The organism is Caulobacter sp. 73W (assembly GCF_041021955.1).
GTDB lineage: Bacteria > Pseudomonadota > Alphaproteobacteria > Caulobacterales > Caulobacteraceae > Caulobacter.
In genome coordinates, this window is the sequence record NZ_CP158375.1 from 3,322,510 (window position 1) to 3,338,056 (window position 15,547).

15 protein-coding genes and 1 pseudogene are annotated in these 15,547 nt (G+C 66.8%); 6 read left to right on the top strand and 10 right to left on the bottom strand.

Features of this window, described 5'->3' with window-relative positions:
- Nucleotides 1–329: 329 nt before the first annotated feature.
- Genes ABOZ73_RS15850 through ABOZ73_RS15865 form a run of 4 tightly spaced genes read right to left on the bottom strand, consistent with a single transcriptional unit; the run spans nt 330 to nt 4,055 of the window.
- The gene (locus ABOZ73_RS15850) at nt 330–1,055 is read right to left on the bottom strand and encodes a class I SAM-dependent methyltransferase (RefSeq protein ID WP_369059088.1); all 726 of its coding nucleotides are present in this window, start codon (nt 1,053–1,055) and stop codon (nt 330–332) included.
- Nucleotides 1,045–1,596: a hypothetical protein gene (locus ABOZ73_RS15855; RefSeq protein WP_369059089.1), complete on the bottom strand. Its 552-nt coding sequence runs from the start codon at nt 1,594–1,596 to the stop codon at nt 1,045–1,047. Before ABOZ73_RS15855 ends, ABOZ73_RS15850 begins: the two co-directional genes overlap by 11 nt.
- A gap of 13 nt (nt 1,597–1,609) precedes the next feature.
- Nucleotides 1,610–3,151 (bottom strand): hypothetical protein, encoded by a 1,542-nt coding sequence (locus ABOZ73_RS15860; RefSeq protein ID WP_369059090.1) that lies wholly within the window; start codon nt 3,149–3,151, stop codon nt 1,610–1,612.
- The gene (locus ABOZ73_RS15865; RefSeq protein ID WP_369059091.1) at nt 3,123–4,055 is read right to left on the bottom strand and encodes a hypothetical protein; all 933 of its coding nucleotides are present in this window, start codon (nt 4,053–4,055) and stop codon (nt 3,123–3,125) included. The genes ABOZ73_RS15860 and ABOZ73_RS15865 overlap by 29 nt, the downstream gene beginning before the upstream one ends.
- Nucleotides 4,056–5,011: 956 nt before the next feature.
- On the opposite strand from ABOZ73_RS15865, the gene ABOZ73_RS15870 reads away from it, so the two are divergent.
- Entirely contained in the window at nt 5,012–6,229 is a 1,218-nt protein-coding gene (locus ABOZ73_RS15870; protein ID WP_369059092.1) for a cytochrome P450, read from the top strand.
- A 296-nt stretch (nt 6,230–6,525) separates the two neighbouring features.
- Here the strand turns inward: ABOZ73_RS15870 and ABOZ73_RS15875 are convergent, their stop codons facing one another.
- Nucleotides 6,526–7,059 (bottom strand): c-type cytochrome, encoded by a 534-nt coding sequence (locus tag ABOZ73_RS15875; RefSeq protein WP_369059093.1) that lies wholly within the window; start codon nt 7,057–7,059, stop codon nt 6,526–6,528.
- Between the two features lie 405 nt (nt 7,060–7,464).
- Nucleotides 7,465–8,139: a phosphatase PAP2 family protein gene (locus ABOZ73_RS15880; RefSeq protein WP_369059094.1), complete on the bottom strand. Its 675-nt coding sequence runs from the start codon at nt 8,137–8,139 to the stop codon at nt 7,465–7,467.
- A 230-nt stretch (nt 8,140–8,369) separates the two neighbouring features.
- Between ABOZ73_RS15880 and ABOZ73_RS15885 the strand changes: the two genes are divergently transcribed.
- The 3 genes from ABOZ73_RS15885 to ABOZ73_RS15895 all read left to right on the top strand — a co-directional run bounded on the left by ABOZ73_RS15885 (nt 8,370) and on the right by ABOZ73_RS15895 (nt 10,358).
- On the top strand, nt 8,370–8,777 hold the full coding sequence (locus ABOZ73_RS15885; protein ID WP_369059095.1) for a UrcA family protein: 408 nt from the start codon (nt 8,370–8,372) through the stop codon (nt 8,775–8,777).
- Nucleotides 8,774–9,205, top strand: a complete 432-nt coding sequence (locus tag ABOZ73_RS15890; RefSeq protein WP_369059096.1) for a hypothetical protein — start codon at nt 8,774–8,776, stop codon at nt 9,203–9,205. Before ABOZ73_RS15885 ends, ABOZ73_RS15890 begins: the two co-directional genes overlap by 4 nt.
- Nucleotides 9,206–9,335: 130 nt before the next feature.
- The gene (locus tag ABOZ73_RS15895) at nt 9,336–10,358 is read left to right on the top strand and encodes a helix-turn-helix domain-containing protein (RefSeq protein WP_369059097.1); all 1,023 of its coding nucleotides are present in this window, start codon (nt 9,336–9,338) and stop codon (nt 10,356–10,358) included.
- A gap of 75 nt (nt 10,359–10,433) precedes the next feature.
- Here ABOZ73_RS15895 and ABOZ73_RS15900 read toward each other — a convergent pair whose 3' ends face one another.
- The gene (locus ABOZ73_RS15900) at nt 10,434–11,240 is read right to left on the bottom strand and encodes an alpha/beta fold hydrolase (RefSeq protein ID WP_369059098.1); all 807 of its coding nucleotides are present in this window, start codon (nt 11,238–11,240) and stop codon (nt 10,434–10,436) included.
- A 163-nt stretch (nt 11,241–11,403) separates the two neighbouring features.
- On the opposite strand from ABOZ73_RS15900, the gene ABOZ73_RS15905 reads away from it, so the two are divergent.
- Together ABOZ73_RS15905 and ABOZ73_RS15910 are read left to right on the top strand one after the other, a co-directional pair.
- The gene (locus ABOZ73_RS15905; protein ID WP_369059099.1) at nt 11,404–11,883 is read left to right on the top strand and encodes a MarR family winged helix-turn-helix transcriptional regulator; all 480 of its coding nucleotides are present in this window, start codon (nt 11,404–11,406) and stop codon (nt 11,881–11,883) included.
- Nucleotides 11,884–11,984: 101 nt separating this feature from the next.
- Nucleotides 11,985–12,869, top strand: coding sequence for an alpha/beta fold hydrolase (locus ABOZ73_RS15910; RefSeq protein WP_369059100.1), 885 nt, complete (start codon nt 11,985–11,987; stop codon nt 12,867–12,869).
- Between the two features lie 193 nt (nt 12,870–13,062).
- Here the strand turns inward: ABOZ73_RS15910 and ABOZ73_RS15915 are convergent, their stop codons facing one another.
- The 3 genes and pseudogenes from ABOZ73_RS15915 to ABOZ73_RS15925 form a co-directional block, all read right to left on the bottom strand.
- Nucleotides 13,063–13,836, bottom strand: coding sequence for a winged helix-turn-helix domain-containing protein (locus tag ABOZ73_RS15915; RefSeq protein ID WP_369059101.1), 774 nt, complete (start codon nt 13,834–13,836; stop codon nt 13,063–13,065).
- A 96-nt stretch (nt 13,837–13,932) separates the two neighbouring features.
- A complete protein-coding gene (locus tag ABOZ73_RS15920; RefSeq protein WP_369062562.1) occupies nt 13,933–14,073 on the bottom strand; it encodes a GMC oxidoreductase in 141 nt (46 codons plus the stop codon).
- Between the two features lie 67 nt (nt 14,074–14,140).
- Nucleotides 14,141–15,511, bottom strand: a pseudogene (locus ABOZ73_RS15925) (GMC family oxidoreductase); the annotation flags it as partial.
- Nucleotides 15,512–15,547 lie beyond the last annotated feature (36 nt).

Genomic DNA, 15,547 nt, shown 5'->3' on the forward strand with positions numbered 1-15,547 from the left:
CTGGAGGCCGGCACAGGGGTAGCAGGGCGTTGGCGTTGGCGTTGGCGTTGGCGTCGGCGGCGGAAATCTGGCACCAATCCGTCGCGTGCTTCATCCAGTCTGCTGCTGGATCGCGTTCAACCGCGAGCGCAAAGATCCGGAAATGACTATCGGGTGCGCAGGGCGTATCGGAGACGTATTTAGTCCGCAAAGTAGATCTAGTTGGGCGTCTCGCGCATCCGCGCGACCGCGCTCTACGGTGCCAGCTATCCGAACGCCCCCGAGCCCCCGCGGCCTCGGCCCTGCAGCTGACGATCGCTGACGCAAGCTTCTCGGCGTTTGAAGTAGGTCTAAGGCCGAAAGTCATAGTATCGGATGACCTGATCACGAGCTAGCTTAGCAGCTTGGATGGTATCCATATTAGACATAACGACCCAGTACTCGCGACGAGGCATCGACCTCGACTTCACAATTTCAATCTGGGTGTATACGTTAAGCATTCTCGTTATTATGGAAAGAACGGGGCGCACTTCATCTGCAATGATATTGAAAATCATGATTGCGCCGGATTCCGACGCCCGCTTTATTTCATCTATAAGTTCGTCCGAGATTGCGAAATGGAAGACGTAACACGCAATTATTGCGTCAAATCGCGCTTCGGCGGTGTTGCTAGTCCGGAAGTCGGCAAGCGTTTTAGTATTTATTCCATTGGAATTGCACCATTCAATAGCTTCAACATCAATCTCAATGCTGGCATAGTTTGAAAGAGCTATATCTATCGAAATCGGAAATTTACCGCAGCCGATTTCGAGAACGGAGGAGGCTGATATCGCTTTCAAGGTGGCGATGTATGCTTGGCGCGCGCGTTTTGCGTTCGTAAATTGCACGTCGTTTGCGATGGTAACTTCGCGAAATCGGTTGATTACCGAAATTTGATCAGCGGACAATTCCGCTAGCGGTGCGGGTAGCCACAGGACATCGAGAAAGCGGTGTCCCGCGACGTTCAAAGAATTGATGGTGTCTAGGTCTGAGCCTGTGTATCGGATAATGCCCAGCCCAATGTCTTCAGGTCCCATTGTGCTCCAGGTGGGGGTAAAGTTTCAGAAAATATTCGATGGCTGCAGCGGGCGAGTGGCTGATTATCTCTTCCGCACGCTCGCCGGCAGAAAAGCGCTGGGCTATTATCTCGCAGGCCTCCGCTAGGGTCTCAGAAAGAGCATCTGACAGGCCAAAGGCGAAGGGATGTACCCAATTTTCGAGGTCCTCCCCAAAAACGTTGGGGACTTTGGACCTCCTGTAGTGGGACTCTTGAGGTACCCAGCTAACGATCGGCTTGTCGCACATTCTTGCGAACATAAGCTCTGCGCCGACACCTATTCCTTTTTCCCGACGTAGATCGGCAAGAACCACATCGCTAGAATATATGAGGTAAAGATCACAGCCATAGTTCGCGAAATAGTCGTTCCGCTGAATGGGCGACTTAGAAGGATTTAGTAAGACTGTGTCCGGGCCGAGCTGATCGACGATCAGGGCCTCGTCGTCCTCCGTCCAAAAGTTCGAGCTAGACCGAGAATTTGTCGAGCCCTTCTTAACGCTTCCGGAGAGATATACGCGCATAGTCACTCTCCGCTCAGAACAAATCCTGGGCGGCCTCAATAAGCTTCAGCACGGGAGCGGCGGCGCCGGCGAGCTTGCCGACGGTCGTTGCGACACCGGTGAGCTTGTCCATCAGTGTCGCTTTATTTTCTGGAGAAGGCACCGTGGCGACGGCGGTGATCGCCGCCTGTGTTTCGGCCTTCTGCTCTGCGCTGATGGAGGCGTCGTTCTCAAGCGCCTCGAGCAGTTCAGTCAATAGCTCTTTCTGCCCTGCCTGAGACTCGGTCATATTTCGGACCGCATTGAACGCATTGCCAGACGCGGTTCCGAAAACTTGGTTTTGCCCGGAGACAGGGCCATTGAAATTGAATGTGTTGGTCACCTGCTGAACTCCCAGGATTCTGGCCGGAATCGCGCCGTTCAAGTTAAAAAGGTCTATGGCAGAGCGATTGATATTCTCTTCCGCTTCAACTTGTCTAATTAGACCGTATAGTTTCAAGCCCTCAGACGCCGAGATAAGCCGCTGTCGGAAATTCTTATTCGTGGAAGCTCTAAATCCTTCAAGCGCATATTCTTCATACGCCGCGTTTAATTCAGAATAGGTCGCCATATGCTCAAGAAGGCTACGCCTTACGACTTCGCTATGCTCGCGACCGTACCACTCGATCACCACTGCCGGAAGGCCGATATTGAAAGATGATCGCAGCCCGATGGCTAGGCCGTCGCGAGCGCCGTCGTCCTCGTCCAAAATGAGATCTTGAATGAGTTCGACGTGCTCGTCTGTGAGCGTCGAGGCTTTGGTGAGAAGCCGGTTTATCCAGCGTCGAGCCCCAGGTGCCCTCGTTTGAATGTCCGCCAACGGGACCGAGAGGTCGTCGATCCCATAGCGCGGGTTGTTCCACAGGGACCAGATCGCGTACTCGCTTACCGTTGGCGTGTCGTGCTTCTGAAGCTGCTGGACCGACGCTAGATTTGAGTTGCCCGATTTGAACAGTTTGATTGGTGCCCTTCCGTATCCTTCCAGTAGACAAGCCCAGAGCAAGGTGAGGCTGTTGTCGACATCGATATCGATCGCAAAGCCGTTGGGCAGGTCGTCATCAGCAAGGCCAGATCGGAAAAGTTGGCCCGCCATAACCAGCGGCGGAGTAAGTTCGACTCCGGCTTCCTCGCAAATTTCTTGAACGGCGCGACCCTTTGACAGGCGACGGATCGCGTACATCGCCCAGGTTTGGTTTTCTGGGTCCGTCTCGTTTTTCAGCACGAAATAGAGCTGCGCAGCGTCCTCCCTGACGCCGACAAGTCCAATCGCTTTGTAGGCCCAGCGGCGGATGATGGTCGGCGATGGGGCCCAGAGGAGACCTCTAACCAGGAGACGGATCGCTGCGGGCTCGCGGAGTGTCCACCCTGCTTCATACAGCGCGCAGAGGCGTTGGAGTGCGGCCTTCGTCTCTTGCGGAGCACTTGGGGGCTCAAGCTGAAGCTTAATGTAGAGCGCTAGCTCATGGCTGATGAGCTTCCTGGCGCCAAGGGCACCCCCAGGAAGAATATCACCCGATAAAGCTTTCGGCCCAGCCAAGTTCGAGGATCTTCCTAGAAGTGGGTTCAAAATTACTCAGGTCGTTGGGTGGGGATCTGAGTGATATCCAGCGTAGATCATTTGACGAAAGCGCGGATTTTGCGGGCACGAAATCATCTGGGCAAGACAAGCCCATCACCACATCGATATGGGGTGGTTCGCTATCCTTCATCGCAACGTAGGCGAACAGTGGCTTGACCGAGTTGGTGTAGCGAACTTGCTCGGCAGATCGCTTGTCCAGCCCAACGCCATACGCCAAGTCCCTAATACCGCTCTCGACCACGCCAAACAGAGAATCAAAAAGAATATCGAAATCGCTGCCGTAAACAACGCTGCCAAAGCCAATGCTCCGAGGTGAGAACAGCGGATCATAGTCGGGCCGAAAACGTCCCTTTCGGTATGAAAGCACCGACGCTTCCTTGTGCATAGTAAGGAAACTATGAACGGCAATGAAGGTTTGTGATTTCCGAAGCGATTTCCAAGGAAGGTATTTGAACTTTCCCTCCCTTAGTGTCGATGCCAACAAGTCAATTTCGATCCTGCCATCCTGTTGCACATCCATTATTGCGGCGCGCGACATCGCAAGCATTAGTTCTTTCTTCAGCTCCTTCTTACGCGGTGGAGCTAGGTGAACCTTTTTATAGGCCGCAGGGATCGACTGGTCTTCAATGAACCTGCGCAGGAAAAACACTCCTGGAGCTGTACGGAAGAAGATGCTGGCCTCGCCACTGTTGGAGATATCCTCGCTCAGACGGGCGTGCAGTGTCTTGTGCTGCGTTGCCCCGTAGAGGTGCTGCGGGACCACGCCAGCAAGGTAGGCCCGCTCCAAAATCGCCTTCGCCGTGAGAGGCTCTCGGACGATCCCGAGAACCTGTTCAGCAAGGCGGAGGTAGGAATTGGACATGATGTCCCAGAATTGCAGGGCCGAGTGGAAAACTTATCATCAAAGCATTAAGCCCCGCAAAACTTGAGATTGGAGGTGCGCCTCGTCGTCTCGTAGCTAGTCGACGAACGTCGTCCGGGAACGTTCTCACGCGGGCGCGAATGTCTGGTTCATGGAGGCGCGCCAAGTTCCGCTCCTGGCGCCAGGCGGACCTCCCCGAAGCCGTATTCCGCTAAGGCGTACTGTTGCAGCGAAACTAGCGACGGGGGCTCAACTCCCCAATTTCAGCGCGCCCCTTACGCTTGGCGAATAGGCACGTCAGACGCCCCTGTTGGCCCCGCATCGCACCTTGACGATAGACGCCCTGAACGGTGGAGACCGTGTGGTCCCTAAAATCCGGCGAGTAGGCGACGACGCGCGCCTTCCGCAGGTCACCGGCCTGGGCCAAGCAAGCGCTATCGGACCGGCGCCGCAGATCGGCCCAGGCGTTGGGAGACGAGGCGTGGGCTTGAGTGGCGGCCAAAAGGCCGATCGCGAGGCCAAGGCGGACGAGAGTCATTGGGCGATCCTTTCGTGATCGAAACGCGATTGGCGTCTTTCGTGAACGCTCAAGGGTGACCGTGGGCGCGCGGCGCGGCCGGATCATGTCCAAGACCGGGCGATGTGTTTCAGATGTAGCGCGGCCGGGGGCCTGCCTTGTCGATGGCGGGACACGGGTCGTCGAACGATTGGGGTGGGGCTTAACGCCCCGAGGTTTCAGCTGAAGTCGAACGGCGGCCAGGCGGCATCGTCCCGTAACGGGCCTGTCGTCGATTGCGGGCGCGGCGCGGTCTCCGGTTTGGGGACGTCCCGCGCCCGCCTGACCGATGGACGTCGCCCCCGCGTTGCCGCTCTTCGACCCCGCGTCGACGGTCAACGAACGGGGCGCCGATCGGGCCGGGCGGGATGTCCCGATCCCCTTGAAGCGGAGGCCCCCATTGTCCCAGGACCCGATCCCCAAAGCCTCGAGCCTGCCTGTCGTCAGCCACGCAGAGCTGGACGCCAATCCCCACGAGGCCCTGCGCCGCTGGCGCGCCGCCGCGCCCGCCATCGAGCGCGACGACGGCGTCTGCATCGTCCTGCGGGCCGACGGCGTCGAGGACCTTTTGTTCGACCCTCGCACCCAGCAGCTCGATGGCGCGACCTACGCGGCCATCCGGGGCGTTCCCCAGGGCGCGCTGCATGACCTGCTTTCGACCTCGATGCTGTTGTCCAACGCTCCCCGGCATAAGCCGCGCCGCGCGCCCATGTCGCGCATGATGTCGGCCCGCGCCATCGACGCCTTGCGCCCCCTCATCCGCTCCCTGGCCGAGAGCCTGATCGACGAGTTCGAGAATGATGGAGAGGTGGAGCTGGTCAGCCGCTTCGCGGCCCCCCTTCCGCCGCTGGTCATCAGCCACGTGCTGGGCGCGCCCGCCAAGGATGCTCCGGAATTCTCCCGCTGGGTCTACCAAGTGTCGCCCGCCTTCTCCGCCGCCTCGCCGGCCCAGGACATCCCCCAGATGATCGAGGGCGCCGAGAGCCTCACGCGCTACGCCGAGGCGCTGCTCGACGCGGCGCCGAGCGCGGCGCAGGCGGGCGCGGGGCTTTCGGGCTTGTTGGAGAGCGTGTTCGTCGGCGAGCTATCCCAGGCCGAGGCCAAGGCGCAGCTGGCCACCGTAATCCTCGGCGGCAGCGACACCACGCGCACCGCCATCGCCTCCGTCGTCGCCCTGACCTTGGCCCATGGCTGCCCGTGGAGCCTGTTCGCCGCGGATCCCCGACTGAGCGCCGCCGCGGTCTCGGAGGCGCTGCGTTATGATCCGCCGGTGGGATCGGTTCCGCGCTTTTCGCTGGAGGACATCGTTCTGGACGGCTTCACCATCCCGGCTGGCCGCATGGTGTCGCTCTCCACCTTGTCGGCCCTTCGCGATCCCGGCCGTTTCGCCGATCCCGACCGGTTCGACATCCATCGCGCCGATCAGCCGCGATGGCCGGTCGCGTTTGGCGGCGGCGTCCACCGCTGCCTGGGCGAGGCCCTGGCGCGCGCCGAGCTCGAGGAATGCCTCATGGCGCTCAGCCGACGTTTTCCGACGATGCGGCTCATCGGATCGCCGCCCAAACTTCGCGGCTACGCCGGAATCCGGGGCCTCGACGAGCTTCACCTGGCTTGGTGAGGATCGAGCGCGGGCCTTCGCCTGGAGGCCCGCGGGTCGCCGGCGCTCTGGGGCGAAACGGCGAACGTTTTGGCCGATGGCTTGCTTGAGGCGCCGTCCTAGCGGCGCGGCCGCCGGTGGATCGCCGTCGAGACGATGAGCGCGGCGGCCAGGACGCCTACCCAGAGCAGGGCCAGCAGACCAAGCAGTCGGGGCGCGGTTTTCATGAGCGGCCCCCAGAGTCCGATCCCCTGGATGAGATGGTCCAGGCTCGGCGGCCCAAGCCGGGCCAAGGCCGTGCGCGTGAACCCCATGGGTCAGCGCGGGGTCATGTCGACGACGGGCGTCCTGGCCGCGACGCCGGGCGCCAGGCCCTGCGGCGCCGGCTCCCCAGGCTCGCCAAGGCTTTTGATATATCGATAGAGCGCCCGGCGCTCGCGGTCGGTCATGGCCTTGAGGCTCGGCCACGGCATGGGCGGGCGGCCGTCTCGCGTGGCGGCCATGGTCACCCAGTCGTCCTCGCTCATGGAGGCGGTGCTCAGGCGAAGGTTGGCGGCGTAGCTGATCCCCCAAGGGCCTTTGAAACCGATGGGCGCGCCCTTCAGCCACTGGCTTTCGGGAACCTCGCCCTCCAGGTAGCCGGCGGTGTGACAATCGTTGCACCCCGAAAGCGCCACTAGGTGACGGCCGATCGCGATATCGTCGGGCCCGACCACTTCGGTCGTCGATGGCGTCGCAGGGGCCGAGGGATGACAGCTGGCCAGACCGATGGCGGCCAGACCAACGGCGAGCAGGCCGGCGGCCGGCAGGCGATGGCCCGCGCGCGGAGCCGCGGCGGATGGAACGGTCATGAAATCTTCCTTGCGCGATGATGGGGACGCCACCTCTAGCCAGACGCGCCCGCCCGCGATGGCGCGTTCCTGGCGCGCCTTTGATCTTTCTGCGCTTTCGGGCCGATTGGACTCGCGCCGGTCCCCCAAGGGCGTCGCTTGCCGGCGCGCGGCGACCGGAACCGACTAAAGCCGACAGAAAAGGCAGCGCGGGATGCATGAGGGATCGGCGATAGGGATGGGGCCCGCCGCGCTTCCCCCAGGCGTCGGGCGCCGGCCCCTTGCCCCCTTTCGATCGAGGGGCCGAGCCGGCTGGTCGTCGACGGCGCGGGTTGAGCGGCGCCCGTCGATGGCCAGCCTTTCCCCGCCGTGCGCCTGCCGCTCGTCTCTTTCCCGGAATCTGTGATCGAGAAGCGAGCCCCGCGGTCACGGGCGGGGCTGCCGGTCGATCGCGCGCGCCGCCAGCCCCGCCACCGCGACGCCGAGCAACACCCCGCCGAGGGCGTCGCTTGGCCAGTGGCGTCCGGAGGCGACCCCCGCCGCGGCGGCCATGAACGCGGCGCAGAAGGCCCCGGCTACGATCGGCGCGCGCAGGCGCGGCGAGCCCCGCGTGGCCGCCAGGGCCAGGGTCAGCCAGACCGCGGCGGCCATCGCCGCGTGGGTGGACGGAAAGCTCGCGCCCGCCTCGCAGGCGCCGGGCGGACGCGGCCGATCGAGCATGGCCTTGAGGAAGAAGCTCGACGATAAGGCGGCGAGCCCTGCGCACCAGACAATAACGCCGGCGCGCGCCCGTCCGCCCGCAAGCCCGACGAGGGTGGCGATGGCGCAGACGAGCCCCAGGAGGCGCGCGTCCCCCAGGGCCGACCAGGCGCCCAGCGGCGGGCTCGTCCCCATGAGCGTGACGAGCGCCGCGCGGCCAGGCTCGTCCCATCCCAACGGCTCGCCCTTGGCGCGCCAAACCATCGCGCCGAGGAACGCCAGGGCGCCGGTCGTGCAGGTCGGGGCGAGGGCGCCCGCGAGGCGACACGCGATCGGCTCCTTGGCGTCGGGGGCCGCTCGCGGAGCGTCGCCGCGGCGGCGGCGTAAGGAACAAGGGCTCATGGCATGTCCAGGGTTTGACCTGCCGCGATCCCTAGCCGTCGGCGGCGCAGCGCGGATTGTCCGTTTCTGTCGCCTTCGGTCGCTGGCCGCGCCGTGGGCCCCTGGCAAGCCGCGCGGGCGGTCCGCGACCGCAGGCCGGTACATTCAAGCGCAGTCGATTACACGCCAGGGGGGCCAGGGCGAGGGCATGAGGGCGCCGCTTTTCCATCCCCCCAACGGAGCCCCTCGTCATGTCCACTATCCTCAGAACCAAATCTTCGGCGAAGACGGCCGCCGCCTTCGTGGGTCTGGCGGCGTCCCTCGCGCTTTGCGTGGCGGCGGCGCCGGCCAACGCGGCTGGCGACGCCAAGGTGCGCATCGGCGACCTGGACCTGTCCCGCCCCGAAGACCAGGCCACCTTGCGCCAGCGCGCCAAGCGCGCCGCCCGTCAGCTGTGCGGCTATGGCCTTCGAAGCCCTCTGAGCAACCGCGATAGCTGTCGCGACGCGGTCCTGGGCGAGGTTGCCGACGCGGCGCGGGCCGTTCAGACCGAGCGCGCCGAAGGGGCGTACGCGACGCCCCAATACGCGACGCCCCAGTACGCGACCCCCGAGTATGGGGCGCCCCAGTATCCGTCCGCCTTCTGCTGGCACAAGTGATCCTACGCTTCACTCGCGTGTGCGCCGCATCGATCCTCGCCGCCTGGGCGGCGAGCGGTCCCGCCGAGTCGGCGTTCGCCAGCGGCGGCGCGTCCGACGTGTTGGATATTCGACGCGGCCTTTATGTCGAGGCCGCGCGGCGATGCGACTCGACCGCCGCGCGGGCCAAGACCTACGATGGCGTCACGCTGCAATCTGCGCATGCCGGGCGATGCCGAACCGAAGTGCTCTGGAGCCTCCAGGGCGTCCAGCGTCTTCGCCAGGCCTGCCTCGTCGAGGACGGCCGGTGGCGCGAGACCGGCCGGCCTTACCTGCGGGTCCTCGATCGGCAAACCTTCGAGATCGTCGAGGTGCGCCCGAACGTGGCCGAGCGTCCGCCGGCGGGACGCCGCGCCGCGCGCTATCGCCATTGCCCGGCGGCGCGCTGAGTCCCCCGCGAGCGCGCCGCCTCGCTACAGCCGTAACCCGTATGCGCCCAGGCGTAATCGCCCCGTCGCCGGCCGGGCCGATGACGTCGCCCGCGGGCGCCTTGGCCCGCCGGAAGGGACGCCGCTCGCCATGACTTCACTGAACGCGCCGCCGCGGCGCCTGAACCTCACGCAGGACCAAGGGCGTGGCCGCGTCGCACCGGCGCGCGCGCTGTCGTGCTCGGATCTCTTGCCCTCGGGCTCACGCACCCATTGGGTGTGCACGCGCCGCTCCAGGATCGCCGTCAACCGCCTGGTCAGCGAGCGCCGGGGGGCGCCGGTCAGGATCGTCGCCGCCGCCCGCCAGGCCCATTGCATCCTCGTTCCGCTCCGCGTCTGCGCCTCGCACGACCGATGGACGGATGACAAGCGCTGGCGGGCCGCCCAGGTCGGGCCTGGGGACTTTTGCGTGCTGGGGCCCAGCGTCGAGCATGCCGGCTTGCTCGACGGGCCGCTCGATCTTCTGCTGCTGACCATCGACCGCAAGGCGATGGAGGATCTGGCGTCCGACGCGGGCGCGGCGCTGCGGGGCGGCGCCGGCGAGGCGACGCGCTGGGGCGTGCCCGACCCCGCTGTCGCCCGCCTGGCCGCCGTGGTCGCCCAGGGCCTGGACGACGGCGCCGGCGAGCCGCTCTATTTTCGCCACCTGGTCCAGGCCTGCTGCCTGCAGGCGGTCCGCGCCTTCGGGGCGCTGGACGACGCCTCGGTGCGCCAGGGCGGGCTCGCCCCCTGGCAGGCGGCGCGGGCCAAGCGGCTGTTGTCCACCGATCTTTGCCTAGATCGCGGCGTCCAGGCGGTGGCCGACGAATGCGGTCTTTCGGCCGCTTATTTCGCCAAGGCCTTCAAGGTGACGACCGGTTGCACCCCGCACCGCTGGCGCCTGGCCGCGCGCATCGACGAGGCGCGCCGGCTGCTGGCCGAGGAGACCCTCGCCATCGCCCAGGTGGCCGCGGCCGTGGGCTTCGCCGACCAGAGCCATCTTTCCAAGGCGTTCAAGCGCGAATGCGGGGTCAGTCCAGGCGCATGGCGCCGACTTCAGGGGCCGGCGCGGGGCGGCGACGAGGACGGGTTCGTGGGGGAGGACGCCCAGGCGGCCGTCGGTGAGACCGGCTAGCTTGGTCCTTCCAACAGCAAGGCGGCGCCGGGCTTTCGCCCGACGCCGCCGACGCCTGGAGCGTCTCGTTCGTGGCTAGCGCGCGGCGTGGGCCGCGTGGCGGGCCGCCTCGTCGATGACGTCGGCGACGGCCTTGGGCTTGCTGATGAAGACCACGTGGCTGCCCTCGACCTCGCGGGTCGTCGCCCCGATCCGCGTGGCGGTCTGGCGCAGCAGCTTGGGATCGATGGCGCCGTCCTCGGTGGCGACCACGAACCAGCTGGGCTTGGCGCGCCAGGCGGCCTTCGAGACCTTGTCGCCGAAGGCGGCCATGTTGATGGGCACCTGGCTGTCGCGCATGAAGGCCGCGTCGGCGTCGCTCACGTCGGCGGCGAAGCCGCTCTTGAACTTAGGGCCGTTGACGAAGCCAAAACCGTCCTTTTGCGGTTCGATGACGAAGCCTTCGGGCGCCGGAATCCGCGCGAACTGGTCGCCCGTCGATTCTCCGGCGTCCGGCGCCAGCGCGGCGACATAGACCAGACCGGCCACGTCCGGGCCCGAACCGGCCTCGGTGATCACCGTGCCGCCGTAGGAGTGGCCGACCAGGATGGAGGGGCCTTCCTGGCGGGCCAGGACGCGGCGGGTGGCGGCCACGTCGTCGGCCAGCGAGGTCAGGGGGTTTTGCACCATGCTCACGCGGTACCCGCGGCGGGTCAGCTCGTCGTAGACCCCGCGCCAGCCCGAGGCGTCGGCGAAGGCGCCGTGGACCAGGACGATGTTCTTGACCGGCGCGGCGGCCTTGGCCTGGACGTTCTGGGTCTGGGCGTCTTGGGCCTGCGCGGCGCCGAAGACGGCGGTCGCGGCGGCGGCGGCGATGATGGCGGACTTGATCGTGCGGGTCATGGCGTCGTTCCTTCTTGAAAATCTCGACGGGAGGACTGGAGGCCGGCTTGGCCTCCCGTCCGCCGCGACAACGGTTATCGCGATAAATGTTAGCTACCCTGGCGTTTCCGGGGATGCAAGCTATTATTATCGCGATAAGCGATCTTTCTTGCACGAGACCGACATGAAACGCCGCCCCTCCGCCCCTCCGCCCCTGGAGGACCAGCTCTGCTACGCCGTCTATTCGGCGGGGATCGCCATCCAGCGCGCCTACAAGCCGCTGCTCGACGAGCTGGGCCTGACCTATCCGCAGTACCTGGTGCTCAATGTCCTTTGGAGCCGCGACGGCCGCACGGTGGGCGACATCGCCGACCACTTGGCCCTCGAGCCGAGCACCCTCACACCCCTGCTGCAACGCCTGGAGGCCGCGGGGCTGGTGCGGCGCGCCCGCAACCCCGCCAACGCGCGCCAGGTGATCGTGGAACTCGCCGACGATGGACGGGCCATGCGCGAGCGCGCGGGATGCCTGGGCGAGGCGCTCCTGGCCGCCTCCGGCCAGACGCCCGAGGCGCTGGGCGACCTCAACGGCAAGGTGCGGGAGCTTCGCGACACGCTCTACGGCAAGACCGGCCGTTGGTCGCCGGACGGAGCGGCGGGCGAGTAGCCCGTTGGCGTTTCAGGCGAAACCGCGCGCGCGGCGTCCCGTAGCCGCCGCGTAACCGTCGACCACCACCAAGGCTCGCCCATAAACGAGGAGAGCCACCAATGGATGAGGTCGCCGAACATTTCCACGAGGTCGCCATCGACGGCGGCCGCCTGTCCCTGATCGACCTGGGCGAGGGGCCGGCGGTCCTGCTGGGCCACGGCTTTCTTTGGGACTGGAGCCTTTGGTCGCCTCAGATCCCCGCCCTGGCGCGCGGCCGGCGCCTGATCATCCCGGACATGTGGGGGCACGGCCGCTCGGGCCCCATGCCGCGCGACACGCGCTGCTTGGCCGACATCGCCCGGCAGATGCTTCGGGTCCTCGACGCGCGCAGGATCGACCGCTGCGTGGTTGTCGGCCTGTCGCTGGGCGGCATGTGGGGCGCGCACCTGGCCGCCATGGCCCCCGAACGCGTGGCGGGCCTCGTCCTGCTCAATAGCTACCTGGGCGAGGAGCCGCCCCCCAAGCGCGCAGCCTATGGGGCGATCCTCGATCGGGTGGCGAGCCTTGGCCGGATCGACGACGAGACCGCCCTGGTGATCGCGCCGCTGTTCTTCGCGCCTGGCGCGAGCAAGGCGCGCCCGGATCTGGTCGAGCGGCTGCGCGAGGCCATGGACGTCTTCACGCCGACGGCTCTGCGGGCGACGATCGCGCCGCTGGGACGGCTGATCTTCGATCGACCCGACGATCTGGAGGTCCTGACGCGGATCGAGGCGCCGAGCCTGGTCATCGGCGGCGCCGTCGATCTGGCCCGCCCAGCCGAGGAGAGCCGGATCATGGCCGACCTCATGGACGCCGAGCTGGCGATCATCGGCGATTGCGGCCACACCGCCACGCTGGAGCGTCCCGGCGCCGTCACCGCCCTCCTGGAGAGCTTCCTGGAGCGCCTGGGGTGGAGCCAGAACCCTGGCCAAGGCGCCGCGCCCAGGGCGCGAGGCGGCCAGTGATCGGCGCGGCGCGACGCGTTCATCCCGCCCGCGCGCTTGGCCCGGATGGCCTCGTCCATTCCGGCGGCGCGCTTGGCCATGTTCGACGACGCCGGGCGCTTCATCCCCTGGGCCCACGGGCGCCGCTTCGGTCGCGCCCTCGTGGCCTTCCTCCCGCGATGGTCGCCCGGCGCCGGCGACGCCGGGCGCCGCCTCAGAACAGCCGCTCCACAGCCGCGTCGAGCAGATAGCCGATACCGCGTTCGGTGCGGATCAGCCTTGGGCGTCGAGGGTCGATCTCCAGCTTGCGGCGCAAGCGAAGGACCTGCACGTCGATGCTTCGGTCGAAGGCGTCGTCGTGGGCGCGGGTCGCGGCGACCAGTTGGGCGCGCGTCTGCACCCGCCGAGGCGCTTCCAGCAGGGCGATCAACAAGGCGTGGCTGGCGCGGCTCAAGGCGACCACCCGTCCATAGGGGTCGGTGAGCACCCGCGTCGCGCGGTGAAGCTCCCAGCCCTCGAACCGGTATCCGCCCGTGGGCGCGCTCGCCCCGCCGCGCCGCGCCAGTTCCTGGCGCCGCAGGATCGCCCGGGCTCGGGCTAGAAGCTCGCGAAGGTCGAGCGGATCGGCCATCACGTCGTCGGCGCCCATCTCCAGCGCCAAGGCGCGGTCGAAGGCGTCCTTGTCGCGTCCGCCGATCACGATCAGCGGCGCGCGTGAGCGGTCGCGCAGGGACCTGATGGATTGAAGGTCGTCGCAGGCGCTGGCCCGAAGATCCAGCACGACGACGCTGGCGGGCGCCCGCGCCGCTTGCGTCGGCGCCTCCTCCGGCGCGCAGCAAAAGGCGTGGCAGCCACGCTCGGCAAGGTAATCGGCGATGGCGGCGCGCCGCGGGCCCGGCGAGCCGGCCACGAGCACCCGCGAGGGATGCGGGCAAGGCGTGTCCAGGAGCGACGCGCGCGCGTCCGTGAAGCTGTGTCGATGGAGCATGATCTTGGAAAGGAGGCTGGCCGGCGAGCGGCGTGGAGGAGGGGGCGGCCGTCCGGCCGCCCCCCGGCGCCGGACGACCGGTGAGGGCGCGCGGCCCTAGAAGCCGTTGTACTCGATGATGGCCCGCGCGGCCTTCTCGCCGACCACGGCGCAAGGCGCCTGGGTGTTGCCGGTCGGCACGCGGGGGAAGACCGAGGCGTCGGCGACGCGAAGGCCCTCGACGCCGTGGACCTTCAGCCTGGAGTTCGACCACCGACAGGTCGTCGGTTCCCATCTTGGCGGTGCAGCTTTGGTGCCAGTAGGTCACCGCCGCGTCGCGCACGAAATCCTCCAGGGCGGCGCCCGTCAGGTCGCCCGGCAGGGCCTCGCCGCGCACGTAGGGCGAGAACGCCCGCGCCGCCCCAAGCTCGCGGCAAAGCTTGACGCAGGCCAGGCCCGCCTCCAGGTCCCTTGGATCCGACAGCATGCCCGCCTCGATGCGCAGCGGCGCGCCTGGGTCGGAGCCGGTGAGGCGCACGCGGCCCCGGCTCTTGGGATGGGCCAGGCCCGCGAACATGGTCCAGCCGTTCATCGGCACGCCGCGCGCCGCGGTCCTGTCGCTGGGGACGGGGAACTCGACCTGGCAAAAGAGCAGGTCGGGGGCCTCCAGGTCGGGACGGCTCTTCCAGTAGAGCGTCGCTTCGCTGCCGCTGTTGCGCGGCGCCATCGGCTCCTCGTACTCCCAGACACAGCCGAACGAGACGTGGTCTTGCAGGTTGCCGCCGACGCCCGGCAGGTGGCGGACAACGGGGATGCCGACTTGCTCCAGCTCGGCGCGTTCACCGATCCCCGATTGCATCAGCACCTTGGGGGTGTGCATGGCCCCAAGGCTCAGCACCACCTCGTGGTTGGCGCGCACCTCGAACCGCTCGCCGCCGCGCAGCACCTCCACGCCGGTGGCGCGGCCTTGCTCGATGAGGACGCGCAAGACCAGGGCGCCGGTCACCACGGTCAGGTTGGGCCGCTCCAGGTTGGGGCGCACATAGGCGCGGTAGAGCGAGTTTCGCCGTCCGTCCCGCACCAGCATCTCGGTGATGGCCGCGCCGCCGGCGCCTTCCATCATCTCGCCGTTGGGGCTGTCGAAGGTCGGCACGCCCACCTCGTTGGCCGCGTCGAGCATGGCCAGGGCCAGCGGGCTTGGATCTTGGGCCGGCTGCACCCAGACCGGACCGGACGTCCCGCGTCGCTTGGGGTCGGGCGCGCCGCGCCAGTTCTCGATGCGGCGATAGACCCCAAGGACGCTCTCGTAGTTCCAGGACGCGTCCTGGACCTCGGCGGCGTAGGCGTCCCAGTCGCTCTTGTGGCCCCGCGCCCAGACCATGACGTTGACGCTGGAGCCGCCGCCCAGGCCCTTGCCCATGGACATGGACAAGGCGCGGCCATTGACGTGGGCGCTCGGCTCGGCCTGGAAGCCCCAGTCGCGCTCGGAGCCCAGGTTGAAGGGCCACTGGGCCGGATCCAGGACCGTCTCGGCCTCGTCGTCGGGACCGGCCTCCAGCAGGAGGACCTTCAGGTCGGGGTTTTCCGAGAGCCTCGAGGCGACCACGGAGCCGGAGGATCCGGCGCCGCAGACGATCACGTCGTAACGTTCGGCGATGGCGGCCGATCCGGCCGGGGGAGGTGCGGCATCGTTCATCTGCTCGTCCTTTCTCTTCGCGGACGACACAAGGTC